Source organism: Shewanella mangrovisoli (assembly GCF_019457635.1).
In the GTDB taxonomy this organism is placed as follows: domain Bacteria; phylum Pseudomonadota; class Gammaproteobacteria; order Enterobacterales; family Shewanellaceae; genus Shewanella; species Shewanella mangrovisoli.
In genome coordinates, this window is the sequence record NZ_CP080412.1 from 4,380,230 (window position 1) to 4,394,925 (window position 14,696).

A 14,696-nucleotide genomic window follows, 5' to 3' on the forward strand; every position below is an offset into this window, starting at 1 on the left:
AGTAATATTTAACCCACTGCCAGTTTGGCCGCGTCATGCCACATTACATCAGGGATTGGCTGCTCTAATCTCCATGTAACATTCATGGGTTGTGAACCGTTATGGCTGACATAATGCACTTTGCCAAAATTCACGAATCCCATAGTGCGGCCATTTTCATCTTTTGATTGCTCTCGAACAAACAACAGCACGGTTTTCCCCAGCTTTTGTTGCTTAATATAACTCAGACCTCGACCACGTTCTGGCCGTGCACTATTTTGCGATTGCCAGTGGAATAGATGTTCACTAATCGCATAGTCGTGATACATGGTTGTCGGTGAAAACTGCTTCTCTGATTTATTTAACGTAACAAATAAACACTCAAGGTTTTGCTCACTAATCGCAAGTACACCTTCCCTTGAAGGTGATTTAGCTGCAAATGTGCTTGCACCCATCGCCGCTAAAATTTGCTCACGAGTATAACGAGAGTGCACTTTCAACGCTGTGGGTTGGAGTAATTCCAAATCCATTTCTTGATGGTGTATCCGGTTAATCAGTATCGCCAAGACAGACAACAACTCTTCTTGCAACGGCTTATTGCGTAACATCAGCAAGCTAGCCGCTAAACTGTTAACGTTTAAAGCCGTACCTGATTTATCCCAAAAGTTGTAATGACACATCAAAGCAAACTGATTTTGAATAGGATCCAACCCATTAAAGACAAAATCATTTTCGCATAACTGCTTGATAAATTTTAAATAGGATAATGACGTGCAACTGAGTAAGTGGAAGTTAATCGCGCGATAATATGCCTTGGCTAAATCGGGCTGAACTGCAGGTTCTGCAATCTTATTCCCCTGTACGGCCTCGACTAATAAGGTCCATCCACTTTGGCCATTAATCTTTATGCGATAAATATCTTCAAGGCTCACTTGCGGGTTCATGCGTAAAAAATTGCCTAGCGTGAGCGACAAGTCAGTTTGATGTTTAAAGTTTGCCATTAGACTGGTTAATCGATTGGCATTGAGCGTTGCGCGGCTAATATTACGCAAAATCATCGACTGCGCTTTCTCTTCAAGTTCAATTCGGCACCCTAGCGGTAGATGCGGAAAATCATTGAGAATTTCATCTTTAATCGACTGATTGGTTTTACCGACTAACGCTCTAAATTTCTGAGAAAAATCGTATTCATCGCGTGAATTGCCAACAAAATCTAATACAGTACAACACTGCTTATCATCGGTGAGACGCAAACCTCGGCCAAGTTGTTGCAGGAATATGGTCAAACTTTCCGTTGGCCGTAAAAATAACAAAGTATCCACCTCTGGGATGTCGACACCTTCGTTGAAAATATCCACCACACACAAAATGGATAATTTGCCACTAACTAAGTTCTGCCGCTTTTCGTGGCGCTCTTCACTATTATCACTGGTCAGAACATCGGCGCTAATCTTTGATAATTTGAACTTTTTCGCCATATACTCGGCGTGTTCCTTACTTACGCAAAAGGCTAACGCCTTAATATTGTCTATATCGGTTACGGTTTCAGCTAGGCTGCGAATAATACGCGTCACACGCTGTTCATTGTGAGTATATAAATTGTTCAGTTCAGCAACGTCGTATCGGCCACGGCTCCAACTTAACTTACGAAGATCTGTCTCATCATCGATCGCAAAATATTGAAAAGGGCATAAAAGCCGTTGATTGATGGCTTCGGGTAAACGTATTTCTGCGGCAATCACACCGCAAAAGTCCACTAAAATATCAACACCATCATGACGCTCTGGTGTAGCCGTCAACCCAAGTAAAATCGTCGGCTCAAAATGTTCTAATAGCCCACGGTAACTATTCGCAGCAACGTGATGGACTTCATCAATAACAATATAATCATAAAAATCAGTTGCTAATGGCAAGTTATCAAGTTGCAGATTCAAACTTTGGATAGATGCAAATAAATGTTTGTAACTATTAGGTTTATGCTCTGCCACCCATAGCTCGCCAAATTGATTGTTCTTTAACACACCGCGATAAGCGCCGAGGGCTTGCTGTAAAATTTCTTGCCTATGGGCAACAAATAGGAAATTTGCTTCTGGATGTTGTTTATAAAACTGCGCGAAATCGAATGCGGAAATAATCGTCTTACCCGTGCCGGTTGCTGCAACAATAAGGTTTTTAAAACGACCATGAACGCTTCGTTCTACTGCAAGCTGTTCGAGGATTTCTCGCTGATGCGCAAACGGCTTAATGTCAAAATGAAATGAGCTCGGTTCAGTGCCACTGCCTTTCGCTTCTTTGAGCGCATTGTTTAACTTTTCTTTGCTGCTCACATCACCGCTAAAAAGCTCAAATTCGTTCGATTCCCAGTAAGTTTCAAAGGTACTGAGCGATTTATCAATGATGTGTGGAATTTCTTGGGTGGTGATCTTAAGGTTCCACTCAAGCCCACTAGTCAATGCAGAATGCGATAAATTTGAAGAACCGATGTAACCGGTATGAAAACCCGTATTTCGTAGAAATAAATAGGACTTTGCATGCAACCTTTCGCGTTTAGTATTGTAACTTAATTTGACTTGGGTATTAGGTAAACCAGCTAGAAACTCGACGGCTTTCGCATCAGTCGCGCCCATATACGATGTAGTGATGATGCGTAACTCTTTACCACTACGTGTAAATTCCTCAAGTTCATGCTTGAAGATGCGAATCCCCGCCCACTTGATAAATGACACCAGCCAATAGATTTTATCCGATGAACGGATCTCACGTTTAAGCTCACTTTCAAGTGATAATCCCGCATTACTCCCGCAAAAAAGCTCGCTTTGAGTTAGCCCCGTTAATGGAAATATGGCGGCCGTATATTTAGGTAAGTCAGTCGCTATCGGGTTTTGTTTGTTAAAAAGAGCCGTGAGTATTCGACCTTGGCTATCGATAAGATTTTCATTAATAAAATCATCATCGTTAATGTGCTCTTTGAGCCACATCACTAACCGGTTAGCCAAACTGATTTGATTGAAGACTTGGTTTTCATCGGCGGGAACTGAATTAATCACATATTCAATTACTTTAGTCAGAAAACGTGAGAGCCAAATACTTGCCTCAGCAACTTCTAGCTTCCTTTCTCCAACAAAAAATATGTCCTTATCTAAGCGCTGCTCAACGAGTTGAGTAATAAGCTTTTCGTAAATCCCGACCTGTTCCATAGCCAGATATACCCCAACACTAACAATCAAAGTTGTAGCGAATATATCACATAACAATTTGATTCAAATTGCGATTTGTGGGATGGCTTTATCTTTTACGATAGAGAGTTAATACAACCTAGGCTTTAAACTAATCGATTACTTACGATAAAGGCCGTAATTCCACGCGGTAAATATGTTCGGCAGGTGAGCATATTCTCCACAAGGCAAACTAGCCTCTACAGCCCACTCGGCAATAAGTACCTCGTACTTCGGCCGCCGGCGTCGGCTTTTACTAAAAAGCCTTGCTCGACCATTTGCGCAAGGTGACGGGTGGCTGTGGCGCGGCTCACCTTAGCGACCTTTTGATACTGGCTACTATTCATCCCTAATTCAAAATCGCCATCTAACATCCGATTGAGCACTTTGGCTTGCTCTTGACTCAATAAGGATTGATCGAGATTTTGCCAATACTGCGTTTTCCGAAGAGTCTTGTTCACCTCTCCCATCGCATTGAGTAAGCAATCATTGAGGGTTTCAAAAAACCATACTAACCAAGGAGTAATATCGACATCGCCCCTTTGGGTGGACTCTAAAATGTCATAGTAGGCTTGGCGACGGGCCAGAATACTGACCGACATAGCGTAAAAGCGAATTGAGCGTTTTTCCGCTTGCGCCAAAGCTAAATCAGTCAATAAACGCGTGATGCGTCCATTTCCATCATCAAGCGGGTGTAGAGTCACAAACCATAGGTGAGTTATCGCCGCACGGATAAGCGGATCTAAACCCAGATCTTGCCTTGATGCATTAAACCATTCAATAAACTGTGAGAGTTCAGCATCCAAAGTCGCTCGAGAAGGTGCCTCAAAATGTACCGTTGGTTTATCAATCCGGCCTGAGACAACCTGCATAGGCGTATCGCCACGTAGCACTCCACCAATAACGGGGTTAAAGAGCGTATAACCCTGGGGAAATAACTGTTTATGCCAACCTAATATCCGCTCAAGGGTTAACTCTGTATCTAAATTTTTTAAGGCATCGAGCATAATGTCAGCCAAACCATCGGTTTGCGCAGTGGTCGGATACGGTTTGTCTTCGGACACACCGAGTTTTTTAGCCAAGGATGAGCGCACCGAAGCCGCATTGAGCTTTTCACCTTCAATGGCACTGGAGTGGATAATGTTAGCGAGTAAGGTGTCGAGTGCCGCCGCTGAGGTTAACTGGCTGTCGTCGTGACTTAGCATTTGCTTGCCGAGCAGTTGGCCCTGATTGAAATATACCTGACGTATCAGGGCATCAACTCTGCTGATATTCCAATGAAATTTAGGCCAATCGACTTGCTGCCAAATCCACATATCTTACCCCATGAGTCAAATAACAAGCCTATTCTACTCACACAATGAGTCAATTAACAAACCTATTTGCCTCACAAGACGAGGCAAATAATACAAGTAATCGCCTCATCTTGCCCAAATGCTTCTAGCATAAAGGGATTTATGCTGTTGATTGCCTCTACAAAGCAATACCGACGCAACTCCAGCTTTACGCAGCCAAAACCCGCTGGCTGCGATATACTGCCAACGTTGATAAAACGCTAATGTTAAAACCCCATTTACACAGCCATCACGACCACGCTGACAAGAATGCTGAGCCCAATCCATGCCTGATTACCTAACTATTGCCACCCTTCCCGATTCTCAAGGGCATAACCATAGTGAAGATGTGCAGCTCAATCAGCCACAGTGCGATTCGACTAAACCCAATGACATCAGGCCAAATGCAATTAAGCCGAGTGCAATCGAGCCGAGTGCAGTTAAGCATGAATCGGTGGCTGCCAAGCAAAAACAGAAGGTTATTTTTATCGGCTTGCCCCGTACAGGGACGACGAGCGTGAGTGTGGCACTATTAGAACAAGGCTTAAAAGTGGCGCATATGGCGTTTACCAAAGAGGCCTTTATGCAGGCTGATGCGATTTCCGATGCACCTTGTTTTAGCGATTTCAAACAGTTGGATGGATTATTCCCCGAGACCAAATTTGTTTATCTTGACCGTGAGTTAAGCGTTTGGGTGCCATCGATGCAGATGTTACTGAGTCGAATGCTGCCACATTTAGATGCCAAAACCGGTCGATTCCACCCAATCATGAAGCGCAGTTTTCGCCATAGCTTTGGTGTCGGTTTGGTTGAAAACCCGCAAGATGAACAACATCTTATCGATTGCTATCAGCGCCATAAAACAGAGGTATTGGACTACTTTGCGGGTAGACACAACTTCCTCTGTATCGATGTCAGCCGCCAAGGCGCCCTCGGCCAGCTATTAACATTTATGGGATTAGCCAGCGCCACAAACCAACAGAACTTTCCTAAACTCAATGTCGGCCGCAATGTCGCCAGTTGGGATGAATATAAACACCCAAATAAGATCAGCGCTAATGCCTCGGGGCCTGAAAAACGTAAGTTCTTCGATTATAAGCTTTAACCCCCTAACGGATAGTAAAGCTAATCAGGGGTATTTCGGCGTTTTACCACAGTTAACCAGTCAAGACTCACGCCCGAGATCGCGTTAAAGCCGCGGATACGGAAGATAAGCTGCAGTAACTGCGGCCGAGGCCTGACTTTGGGTTCGACCGAACGCGGAATAAACCATAGTGTCACAAATGCGCGCAGTATGGTCGACACTAAAAACACCACAAAAATCGGGCTACTGAGCCAAGTATTCCAACCTGACCAGACTAAAAAGTCTGCCGCATGGGAAGCTATCGTGCCACCGACCATGGCCCCAACAAACACCAATCCCGCGCTCAGTGATGCCTGCAGCGCCGCATAGGTGGCAAAATCACTGCGAAAGGGACGAATATCATAAAGGTAATTGGCGGTGCTTAGGGTAAAGCCGCTCCACGCTAGGCCCGAAAATGCCTGAATGAGGAGAATATACAGATAGTTATCCGAGAACAACCACAGCAGCGGCAGGCTTGGGATCATGCAGCTGGTGATAATCATCACCAAACGATTGCCGAATTGATCGCTAAATCGCCCCCAAAACTTCAGCGTCACAAACTGGGTGGCTATCGATGCCACGCTCGCGAGCACAAATTCGATGTAGCTAAACTTCAAGTCTTCCAGCATATACACGGCGAAAAACGGTGCCGAGATGGCCACCATCGCCTGCATACTGGCCACAAATAGGCTGTATTGGCGGAAAGTTTTATCCTTCCATGCTCCGCGAAAATTGCGGATGGTTTGGATAAATACGCCCCGCTGCTTGGCTTCGCGCGGATCCGGGTCGTGCATTTGCAATAACAACCAAGCCGAGACAAAACGTCCCATGGCCGCTATCCAAAACAGTAAAGTAAAGCCTAACCAGGCCATTTGAAGCGAATCGGTAAAGGTAAGAATCCCACCTCCAATAAAAAATACGCTTAAGGATGCGCCCATGGTTAAGCGAGTGCGCGCCGCAAAAAAGGCACCACGACGACGCTCGGGCACAATAGACCCCATCCACGCACGCCAATGGGGTTGGATAAGATTAATAAATCCGTGATATCCCACGGCGAGCCCGATAAATATCCACACTGAGTTATCGGGACGAAAGGCCGCTAACGCGCCCATGCCCAATACCACCAACGCCTGCAAAGCCGCGCAGTAAACGATAAAACTACGGCGGGAAAAGTGACTCGCTAACCATACAGAAACCAGCTGCGACATCGCCCCAAAAAGCTGCGGTAAACCAGTAACAAAGCCCATTTGTGCAAGACTGGCACCGAGAAAAATTGCGTAAGCATTGAAAAAGTTATCACTCGTCGCCGTCATCATCGACGAAGCCACGGCTTCCTGCTGCGAGCGGCGCAGAGTGCATCTTAACCAGAGATTTCTAGCGCTACGGCGCGAACACGTTAATGCTGTGGGAGCTTCGAGGGTGCCCATTCCAAGCCAAATCCATATGAGACTGAGGGGTTTTGATGTTGCAATTATGTCGTATATAAGCCAAAAACAAAACGCCCCAAATGGGGCGTTTGATTAGGGTGTGTTGACATTTCAGGGTTAGAAGTAAGCCTTCAACTCGGCTTCTTGATCTAACAGGCTTTGATACAAGGTAAATTGATTCGCAGCCCTATCCAAATTATGGCCCTCACGGTGCACATGGAAATACACGTCGCCATTGAGATAATCCGTTAAAAAACGCACGCCGATCATCAGACAAATCACCCGCGCCCCGAGCCAGAGGCTACGTTTTTCAACCTCAGTTAACACTTCACCCAGCTCACTTAAATAACCACGGCAAATGGCGGCAAAGATGGATTGGCGCACTTTAACATTCTCGAGGGCGGTCGAATCTTCGGCTTCAGGCGAGCAGAAGGTACGCACCATATCGCCAAAGTCATACATCAAATGCCCTTTCATGCAAGTATCGAGGTCGATAATTGCCATGCTCGACATGTCGCGCTTATCAAACAGCATGTTGTTGATTTTAGTGTCGTTGTGGCAAATACGTAGCGGAAGCTGTGGCGAAATATCAGCCAGCTCATCCAATAAACTCTGCTGTGACAGGGCATAATCGACCCAGTTACGGCATAAATCCAACCGCTTAGCTTTATCCTGCTGTACCGCTTGGCGCAGCATTTCCATCCGTCCCGGCAAATGGTGAAACTGCGGGATCACATCCTCAAGTTGAGTGGCGTCGAAATCACTCAAGGCACAGGCAAAATGACCAAAGGCCTTAGCCGCCATTTCGGCTTCGGCTTCGGACTTGACCACTTCGATACTTAAACTGTGGGGCAAATAACTGATAGCGCGCCAAAATCCCTGCTCACCCAAGTCAATAGCCAGCTCACCCTCTTGGGTAAGGCAAGGACTCACAACCTGCAAGCCATATTGCTGTTGTAATGCCTTAGCACACAAATGATGGCTAATTTTATCGGCATTACTCACCAATGCCTGCGGCGTCTTGAACACTTGGGTATTAATACGTTGCAGCACTAACTCACCCGTAGGCCAACGCACTAACAAGGTATCGTTAATATGACCATTCCCTAACGCTGAGATTTTTGCTTCGTCGGCTTCAATTCCAAAATGAGGCAACACTGACTGCCTGATGAGTTTAATCACTCAATAACTCCATTAATTTTTGCTTTACCCAGACAGTATCCTGCGGATAGGTCACACCGAGCCAAGGTTCGCTGGCCACATCAACAAACACGGGCACACCTTGCTCAATTCCCGCCTGAACCACGGCGGGCAAATAGCATTCAGATTTAGGCAATTGGCCTTGTTGTTCGATAAATACCGTTAATTCACGTTTAATAACATCAAATATGCTTGGCGAGAAGCCCCAACAGGTCATTGAGACCAGCGACTGCGAAGGAAGCGGTGCCAATCCCTCAGGGCCTTCGCCGATAAAACCATAATCTTGAGCTTGAATATTCAACCATTCGGCGACTGAGCGCAGTTGCCCCTGCTCCACTTGGCATAAGCCACGATTCACGCCACCGTGCTCAGATAACGTCAGCTCAATCGGATAAGCCACCATCATCCAATCATGGGGTCTGGCGGTTAATCCCTTCGCTAAAGAAGCAAAGGCGCTGTCGCCGTAAAAATCATCGGCATTGATCACCGCCATTGGCCCATTGACACTATCACGGGCGCACCACAGGGCATGTGCCGTTCCCCAGGGCTTTAAACGATGGCTCACATCCGCAAGCTGCGCTTCGGCGGGCAAATCGGTGAGTGACTGATAACAAAAGTGATACTCAAAGTGAGCTGGTAAAAAGCGTATCAACAGTTCGTGGAGTTCCGCTTCTAATTCGGGGCGGATCACCAGCACGGCACGCTTAAACCCGCTGCGGATCGCCGACTGTATCGATAACACCAACATGGGTTCGCCCGCAGGACCGAGGGAGGCCAATTGCTTATCGCCGCCAAAACGACTACCTAGCCCTGCCGCCATAATGACTAAGGTCAAATCTGTATTCATGTGGGATTAGTGTTCAGTTCGTATTAAAGATATTTTCCCGAACCTCGCCGCAATCGGCTTTGCGAGCACATTTAAAACAAGATTGGAGAAAAAGAGGAGCAAAAGTGTAATCTACCCCTCTAGTCCTGACTAGAATTTTATCGATTTAACGGGCTAAATAATTACCAAAATTGCGATTAGGCTCTAAAACCGCTTGGCTGCCCTTGAGGCTGAACTTGTAACCACACAAACCGATGCTGCCACGACGGGCCAAATCAGTGATAATACTGGCGGTATCCAGCGGCGTGAAACGCGCCTCCGTTGCCGAATCATCCAGCAAGTCTACGCTGATAGTGCGATACTCAGTACCATTATTAAACACCAGCGCACTACAACTCTTATCGCCCTTGGCCGTGGCAATAGACCACAGGTTTTGCGGCTTACCACGTTCACCTAACCAGCGAATAATTAACACATCTTGCTCTAACGCTACCGAAAAACCGTCGGGCATATCTAAGGTCACACGATCGCTTGCAGCAATAGGCGCCGAGGGCACGACAGGAACAGCCTCCTCAGCCTGTGACTCATCACTATTGGGCCATAATCCCCACACTAACAGCACTAACAATACCGCCCCCACACCGCCGCCGACGGGCAGCCAATAACGGCGCTCAAGCTTGGGTAAAGAAGGCAACTTAATAAAACGTCTATAGGGGGCAAAAAACTCAGCCACACCTCTAAACAGCTCTGTCATCGAGCCCGACTCTTTCGCCTCGGCGCGGCGACGACGCACTTCTTCAGCATGCTCTGTATCGTTAAAGGCTGCGGTATCTTCATCGGGATCGAAACGCCATACTGGCTCATCACTGTGCTCGGCAGGGTCGAGCGGTGCCCGTTTAAACTCCGCGCCCTGTAAATCGACTTGGGCTAAATCGACATCGGCAATGTCGATACGAGTTTGCTCTACTCGGCTCTGATTAGCAGGGCGAAAATCGGCGTGGCCCTCGAGTAACGCATCTTGCACGACGAAGTCAGCTGGATTTTGCGTCATTTTCGTTAACGCATCGAAGCGTAGTTCATCTTGGCGCAAGGCATCCAACTCGGCGTCCACAACGGGGGAAGCACTCGTAGGCTCAGTATGGGAATAGGTTTCGGCCGCTGTCGATACCGGAATATCCGGCGCAGCATGGGAGACAGTGGCATTCTGTGCCGCTGCGGCCTTTGGTGTTAATACGGGCTCGACTCGGCGACGGGGAATAGCCTGCGAGGTAGGGGTATCTAATGCTGGGCCATAATAGCCCAAACGGTATTCCACTAACGTGGGAGAGGTTAAACGCGTGCCCCAAAAGGTCGCGCCAGCGCCCAAAACCAGCCCTAGAATGGCGACTACGGGCGGCGCAGCCACTATATACAGCACCAGTAAAATCAGTAGCGGCAAAATAAATACCGCAACCAAGGCCTTAGGCTTAGCCGCATCATTTAAACGGCGCAGCGCCGTAAGGGCGAGCAAAGGTAAGCCCACTAGCGCTAAAAGATACATTAAAAAGTTCGGCCCAAACGCGGCGACAGCCAGTGATATGCCCAAATACACACCAACACTGATGGCCACAAAGCGGGGACGGGAATCACGCCCATGAAGGCAGAAAAGAGATTTTAACAGCACGACCCTTCCTTTATAGTGAAATTATCCTAGCGCACACGACTCTCAATGTCGCATAGGCACGAGCGTAACGAATTTAGCCGCAATTGTCAGTGCAATAAGGCGCTAGACGGATAAAAATGCCGATAATATCTATCTAAAACTAAATCAGGCTTGAATCTCAGGTCAACGGCTCTGTGTCTAAGCACTGCGATTTCAAACCTTGGCCCACGCAGTAACGGTGAAGAGTGAAATTCGCCAATCGGGACAACGTCCTTCAATAAAAACCGCCATAGACTACAATTGCCGACTAACTAGCCCTAGCGTTTTTAAGGTCAAAATCTGTATAATGCTCGGCTTTCTGGGCCCTTCTTGCGTTAACCAACTGGATATTTTGCTCATGACCGCACGCGGAAATTTATTTATTGTTTCAGCCCCGAGTGGTGCTGGTAAATCCTCGCTGATTTCGGCGCTGCTGAAAGACAAACCCGCCGACATGCAGGTTTCAGTGTCGCACACTACCCGTGCGCCTCGCCCCGGTGAAGTGAATGGTCAGCACTACCATTTTGTTAATGTTGAAGAATTTAAAGCGCTGATCGCGCAAAATGCCTTTTTCGAGTGGGCCGAAGTCTTCGGTAACTACTATGGCACATCACGCCACGTCATAGAGCACACTTTGACCCAAGGTATCGATGTTTTCCTCGATATCGACTGGCAAGGCGCCCAGCAAGTCAAAGCCGTGATGCCAGAGGCCATTGGTGTATTTATTCTACCGCCCTCAAGGGATGAGCTAGAGCGTCGTCTCACAGGCCGTGGCCAAGACAGTGCTGATGTGATCGCTAGCCGTATGGCACAGGCGGTTTCTGAAATGTCGCACTATAAAGAATATGATTTTATTATCGTCAATGACGATTTTGACACAGCACTGGCGGATCTGCGGGCGATCATTCGCAGCCAACGCTTAACGGGTGCTAGTCAGATCCACGCGCAAAATGATATGCTTAACGATCTGTTGGCAGGCTAACTGCCTTAGTGTACAATTTTGCGTCATTTTTTCCCTAGATAAACTGGAGTTTCAACACATGGCTCGCGTAACTGTAGAAGACGCCGTAGAACAAATCGGCAACCGTTTTGATATGATCCTGGTTGCGGCGCGTCGTGCTCGCCAAATCGCCGTGCAGGGTAAAGACCCTATGGTTGAAGAGATGAACGACAAGCCAACGGTTATCGCCCTGCGTGAAATCGAACTAGGTTTAGTGAATGCTCACACTTTAGATGCTGACGAGCGTCAATCAGTGCGTGAGCGTGAAGCAGCTGAAATAGCAGCTGTTGCCGCCATCGCTGAAGGCCGTTCACTATAAGTCTAATTGAGTCACACCTGTTTGGGTAAAGGAGAGCTGCCACTTGTATCTGTTTGAAGGTCTAAAGGAGTCTGCTTCCGGTTACTTAGAACCCGAACAGGTAGAATTGCTCAAGCAGGCGTACCAAGTTGCGCGTGATGCCCATGAAGGGCAAATGCGCACCAGCGGCGAACCTTATATTACCCATCCGGTTGCGGTTGCCCGCATCCTCGCCGAGATGCGTCTCGATCACGAGACGCTGATGGCGGCCTTGTTGCACGACACCATCGAAGATACCTATGTCACCAAAGAGGACTTGGCCGAACAATTTGGCGAAGCCGTGGCAGAACTGGTTGAAGGGGTGTCTAAGCTCGACAAGCTGAAATTTCGCGACAAAAAAGAAGCCCAAGCGGAAAACTTTCGCAAAATGATGATGGCGATGACGCAGGATATCCGCGTTATTCTCATCAAGCTTGCCGACCGTACCCACAACATGCGTACCTTAGGTGCGTTGCGCCCCGATAAACGCCGCCGCATTGCCCGCGAAACCTTAGAGATTTACGCGCCGATTGCCAACCGACTCGGTATTCACAATATCAAGACCGAGTTAGAGGATTTAGGCTTCCAAGCCTATTATCCGATGCGCTATCGGGTGTTGAAGGAAGTGGTTAAAGCTGCCCGTGGCAACCGTAAAGAGCTCATTCAAGGCATTGAGGCTGCGGTACTCACTCGCCTAAACGATGCGGGCATTAAAGGCAAAGTCAAAGGTCGCGAGAAAAACCTCTACTCCATCTACAACAAGATGCAGAGCAAGGAACTCCAGTTCCAAGAGGTAATGGATATCTACGCCTTTCGCGTCATCGTCGACTCCATCGATACTTGCTACCGCGTGCTCGGTGCCATGCACGGTCTGTATAAACCGCGTCCGGGTCGCTTTAAAGATTATATCGCTATCCCCAAAGCCAACGGTTATCAGTCGCTACATACCTCGTTATTCGGCCCCCACGGTGTGCCCGTCGAGATCCAAATTCGTACCGAAGATATGGATCAAATGGCCGACAAAGGGGTTGCGGCCCATTGGGCCTACAAAGGCGGCGCCGATGGCCAAGGCACCACCACGCAAGTGCGTGCCCGCAAGTGGATGCAAAGTTTGCTGGAACTGCAACAGAGCGCCAGCACTTCCTTCGAATTCGTGGAGAACGTTAAAACCGAACTCTTCCCCGAAGAGATTTACGTCTTTACCCCCGAAGGTCGCATTTTAGAATTACCGGTTAACGCCACCGCCGTCGACTTTGCCTATGAAGTCCACACCGATGTGGGCAATACCTGTGTCGGCGCCCGCGTTAACCGCCAAGCTTATCCGTTAAGCCAACCATTAATCTCCGGCCAAACCGTTGAGATCATTACCGCCAAAGGCGCGCGGCCGAATGCTGCTTGGCTTAACTTTGTGGTGACGGGTAAAGCCCGCGCCAAAATCCGCCAAGTGCTTAAGAGCCTAAAAGCGGACGATGCTATCGCCCTTGGCCGCCGCTTGCTTAACCATGCGCTGGGTAAAACCAAACTCGATAGCATTCCAGCCGAGCAGATTGATAAAGTCGTGCGCGATACTAAGCACGCCAATTTAAATTCCTTACTCGCCGACATAGGCCTTGGCAATGCCATGAGCATAGTCATCGCCCAACGTTTGATTGGCGATAATTTAGAGAATCAAGAGAGCCGCGATTCTCACCTGATGCCAATCCGTGGCGCCGAAGGCATGTTAGTAACCTTCGCCAACTGCTGCCGCCCTATTCCAGGTGATGCGGTGATAGCCCACGTGAGCCAAGGTAAAGGCTTAGTCGTCCACATGGAAAACTGCGCTAACATTCGCGGTTACCAGGGCGAGCCAGATAAATACATTCCCGTACAGTGGGACAATGTCGAAGGCGTCGAGTATCAAGCCAATCTGCGGGTGGAAATTGTTAACCACCAAGGCGCGCTGGCGAAGATCACCTCGATTATCGCCGCCGAAGGCTCGAACATTCACAACCTTAGCACCGAAGAGCGCGATGGCCGCGTTTACTTGATTAACCTGCGGATTTCGGTGAAGGACAGGATCCATTTAGCTAACGTGATGCGCCGTATCCGGGTACTCCCCGAGGTGTTGCGTACATCCCGTAATCGTTAATCATTACTTTAGAGAGAGCGTCATGGCAGAAAAAATCATTATCGCGACCGAAAACGCCCCAGCGGCAATTGGCACTTATTCTCAAGCGGTTAAAGTCGGCAATACAGTGTATTTATCCGGCCAAATCCCACTGGTGCCAAGCACAATGCAAATCGTGAGCGATGATTTTGAGGCGCAGGTAGTGCAAGTGTTTGAAAACTTAACCGCCGTTTGTACTGCAGCTGGCGGCACGATCAACGATATCGTTAAGCTCAATATCTTCCTGACGGACTTAAGCCACTTCGCGAAAGTGAATGAAATCATGAGCCGTTACTTTAGCCAACCTTACCCAGCTCGCGCCGCTATCGGTGTGAAGCAACTGCCTAAGGATGCGCAAGTCGAAATGGACGGCGTGATGGAGCTGTAAGCTTCCACCGATGTTAAGAGGCGCTTAGGCGCCTTTTTTA

The 14,696-nt window shown here is 48.0% G+C and carries 11 protein-coding genes; 5 read left to right on the forward strand and 6 right to left on the reverse strand.

Features of this window, described 5'->3' with window-relative positions; genetic code table 11:
* Positions 1-8: 8 nt before the first annotated feature.
* Entirely contained in the window at positions 9-3,176 is a 3,168-nt protein-coding gene (locus K0H60_RS19060) for a DUF3427 domain-containing protein (RefSeq protein WP_220056711.1), read from the reverse strand.
* Between the two features lie 218 nt (positions 3,177-3,394).
* Positions 3,395-4,510, reverse strand: coding sequence for a Fic family protein (locus K0H60_RS19065; protein WP_220056712.1), 1,116 nt, complete (start codon positions 4,508-4,510; stop codon positions 3,395-3,397).
* Positions 4,511-4,814: 304 nt separating this feature from the next.
* Between K0H60_RS19065 and K0H60_RS19070 the strand changes: the two genes are divergently transcribed.
* On the forward strand, positions 4,815-5,633 hold the full coding sequence (locus tag K0H60_RS19070) for a sulfotransferase (RefSeq protein ID WP_220056713.1): 819 nt from the start codon (positions 4,815-4,817) through the stop codon (positions 5,631-5,633).
* Positions 5,634-5,653: 20 nt separating this feature from the next.
* Here the strand turns inward: K0H60_RS19070 and K0H60_RS19075 are convergent, their stop codons facing one another.
* The 4 genes from K0H60_RS19075 to K0H60_RS19090 all read right to left on the reverse strand — a co-directional run bounded on the left by K0H60_RS19075 (position 5,654) and on the right by K0H60_RS19090 (position 10,767).
* Positions 5,654-7,078, reverse strand: a complete 1,425-nt coding sequence (locus tag K0H60_RS19075; protein WP_220056714.1) for an MFS transporter — start codon at positions 7,076-7,078, stop codon at positions 5,654-5,656.
* 117 nt (positions 7,079-7,195) lie between these two features.
* Positions 7,196-8,260 (reverse strand): phosphotransferase enzyme family protein, encoded by a 1,065-nt coding sequence (locus K0H60_RS19080; protein ID WP_220056715.1) that lies wholly within the window; start codon positions 8,258-8,260, stop codon positions 7,196-7,198.
* A complete protein-coding gene (locus K0H60_RS19085; protein WP_220056716.1) occupies positions 8,253-9,125 on the reverse strand; it encodes a nucleotidyltransferase family protein in 873 nt (290 codons plus the stop codon). Before K0H60_RS19085 ends, K0H60_RS19080 begins: the two co-directional genes overlap by 8 nt.
* A gap of 145 nt (positions 9,126-9,270) precedes the next feature.
* Positions 9,271-10,767, reverse strand: a complete 1,497-nt coding sequence (locus K0H60_RS19090; RefSeq protein WP_220056717.1) for a hypothetical protein — start codon at positions 10,765-10,767, stop codon at positions 9,271-9,273.
* A gap of 376 nt (positions 10,768-11,143) precedes the next feature.
* Here K0H60_RS19090 and gmk point away from each other — a divergent pair, with 376 nt between their 5' ends.
* Genes gmk through K0H60_RS19110 form a run of 4 tightly spaced genes read left to right on the forward strand, consistent with a single transcriptional unit; the run spans position 11,144 to position 14,656 of the window.
* Positions 11,144-11,767 carry a guanylate kinase gene (gene gmk, locus K0H60_RS19095; protein ID WP_220056718.1) on the forward strand — a complete coding sequence of 208 codons (624 nt, stop codon included), beginning with the start codon at positions 11,144-11,146 and terminating at the stop codon, positions 11,765-11,767.
* 58 nt (positions 11,768-11,825) lie between these two features.
* Positions 11,826-12,104 carry a DNA-directed RNA polymerase subunit omega gene (gene rpoZ, locus K0H60_RS19100; protein ID WP_011624339.1) on the forward strand — a complete coding sequence of 93 codons (279 nt, stop codon included), beginning with the start codon at positions 11,826-11,828 and terminating at the stop codon, positions 12,102-12,104.
* Between the two features lie 43 nt (positions 12,105-12,147).
* Entirely contained in the window at positions 12,148-14,250 is a 2,103-nt protein-coding gene (gene spoT, locus K0H60_RS19105; protein WP_011624879.1) for a bifunctional GTP diphosphokinase/guanosine-3',5'-bis pyrophosphate 3'-pyrophosphohydrolase, read from the forward strand.
* Between the two features lie 22 nt (positions 14,251-14,272).
* Entirely contained in the window at positions 14,273-14,656 is a 384-nt protein-coding gene (locus tag K0H60_RS19110) for a RidA family protein (protein ID WP_011624341.1), read from the forward strand.
* Positions 14,657-14,696: the final 40 nt, after the last annotated feature.

Bases quoted from the DNA above. Each gene is read 5' to 3' on its own strand.
- K0H60_RS19060 (WP_220056711.1), bottom strand. From the start codon at position 3,176: ATGGAACAGGTCGGGATTTACGAAAAGCTTATTACTCAACTCGTTGAG.
- K0H60_RS19065 (WP_220056712.1), bottom strand. From the start codon at position 4,510: ATGTGGATTTGGCAGCAAGTCGATTGGCCTAAATTTCATTGGAATATC.
- K0H60_RS19070 (WP_220056713.1), top strand. From the start codon at position 4,815: ATGCCTGATTACCTAACTATTGCCACCCTTCCCGATTCTCAAGGGCAT.
- K0H60_RS19075 (WP_220056714.1), bottom strand. From the start codon at position 7,078: ATGGGCACCCTCGAAGCTCCCACAGCATTAACGTGTTCGCGCCGTAGC.
- K0H60_RS19085 (WP_220056716.1), bottom strand. From the start codon at position 9,125: ATGAATACAGATTTGACCTTAGTCATTATGGCGGCAGGGCTAGGTAGT.
- gmk (WP_220056718.1), top strand. From the start codon at position 11,144: ATGACCGCACGCGGAAATTTATTTATTGTTTCAGCCCCGAGTGGTGCT.
- rpoZ (WP_011624339.1), top strand. From the start codon at position 11,826: ATGGCTCGCGTAACTGTAGAAGACGCCGTAGAACAAATCGGCAACCGT.
- K0H60_RS19110 (WP_011624341.1), top strand. From the start codon at position 14,273: ATGGCAGAAAAAATCATTATCGCGACCGAAAACGCCCCAGCGGCAATT.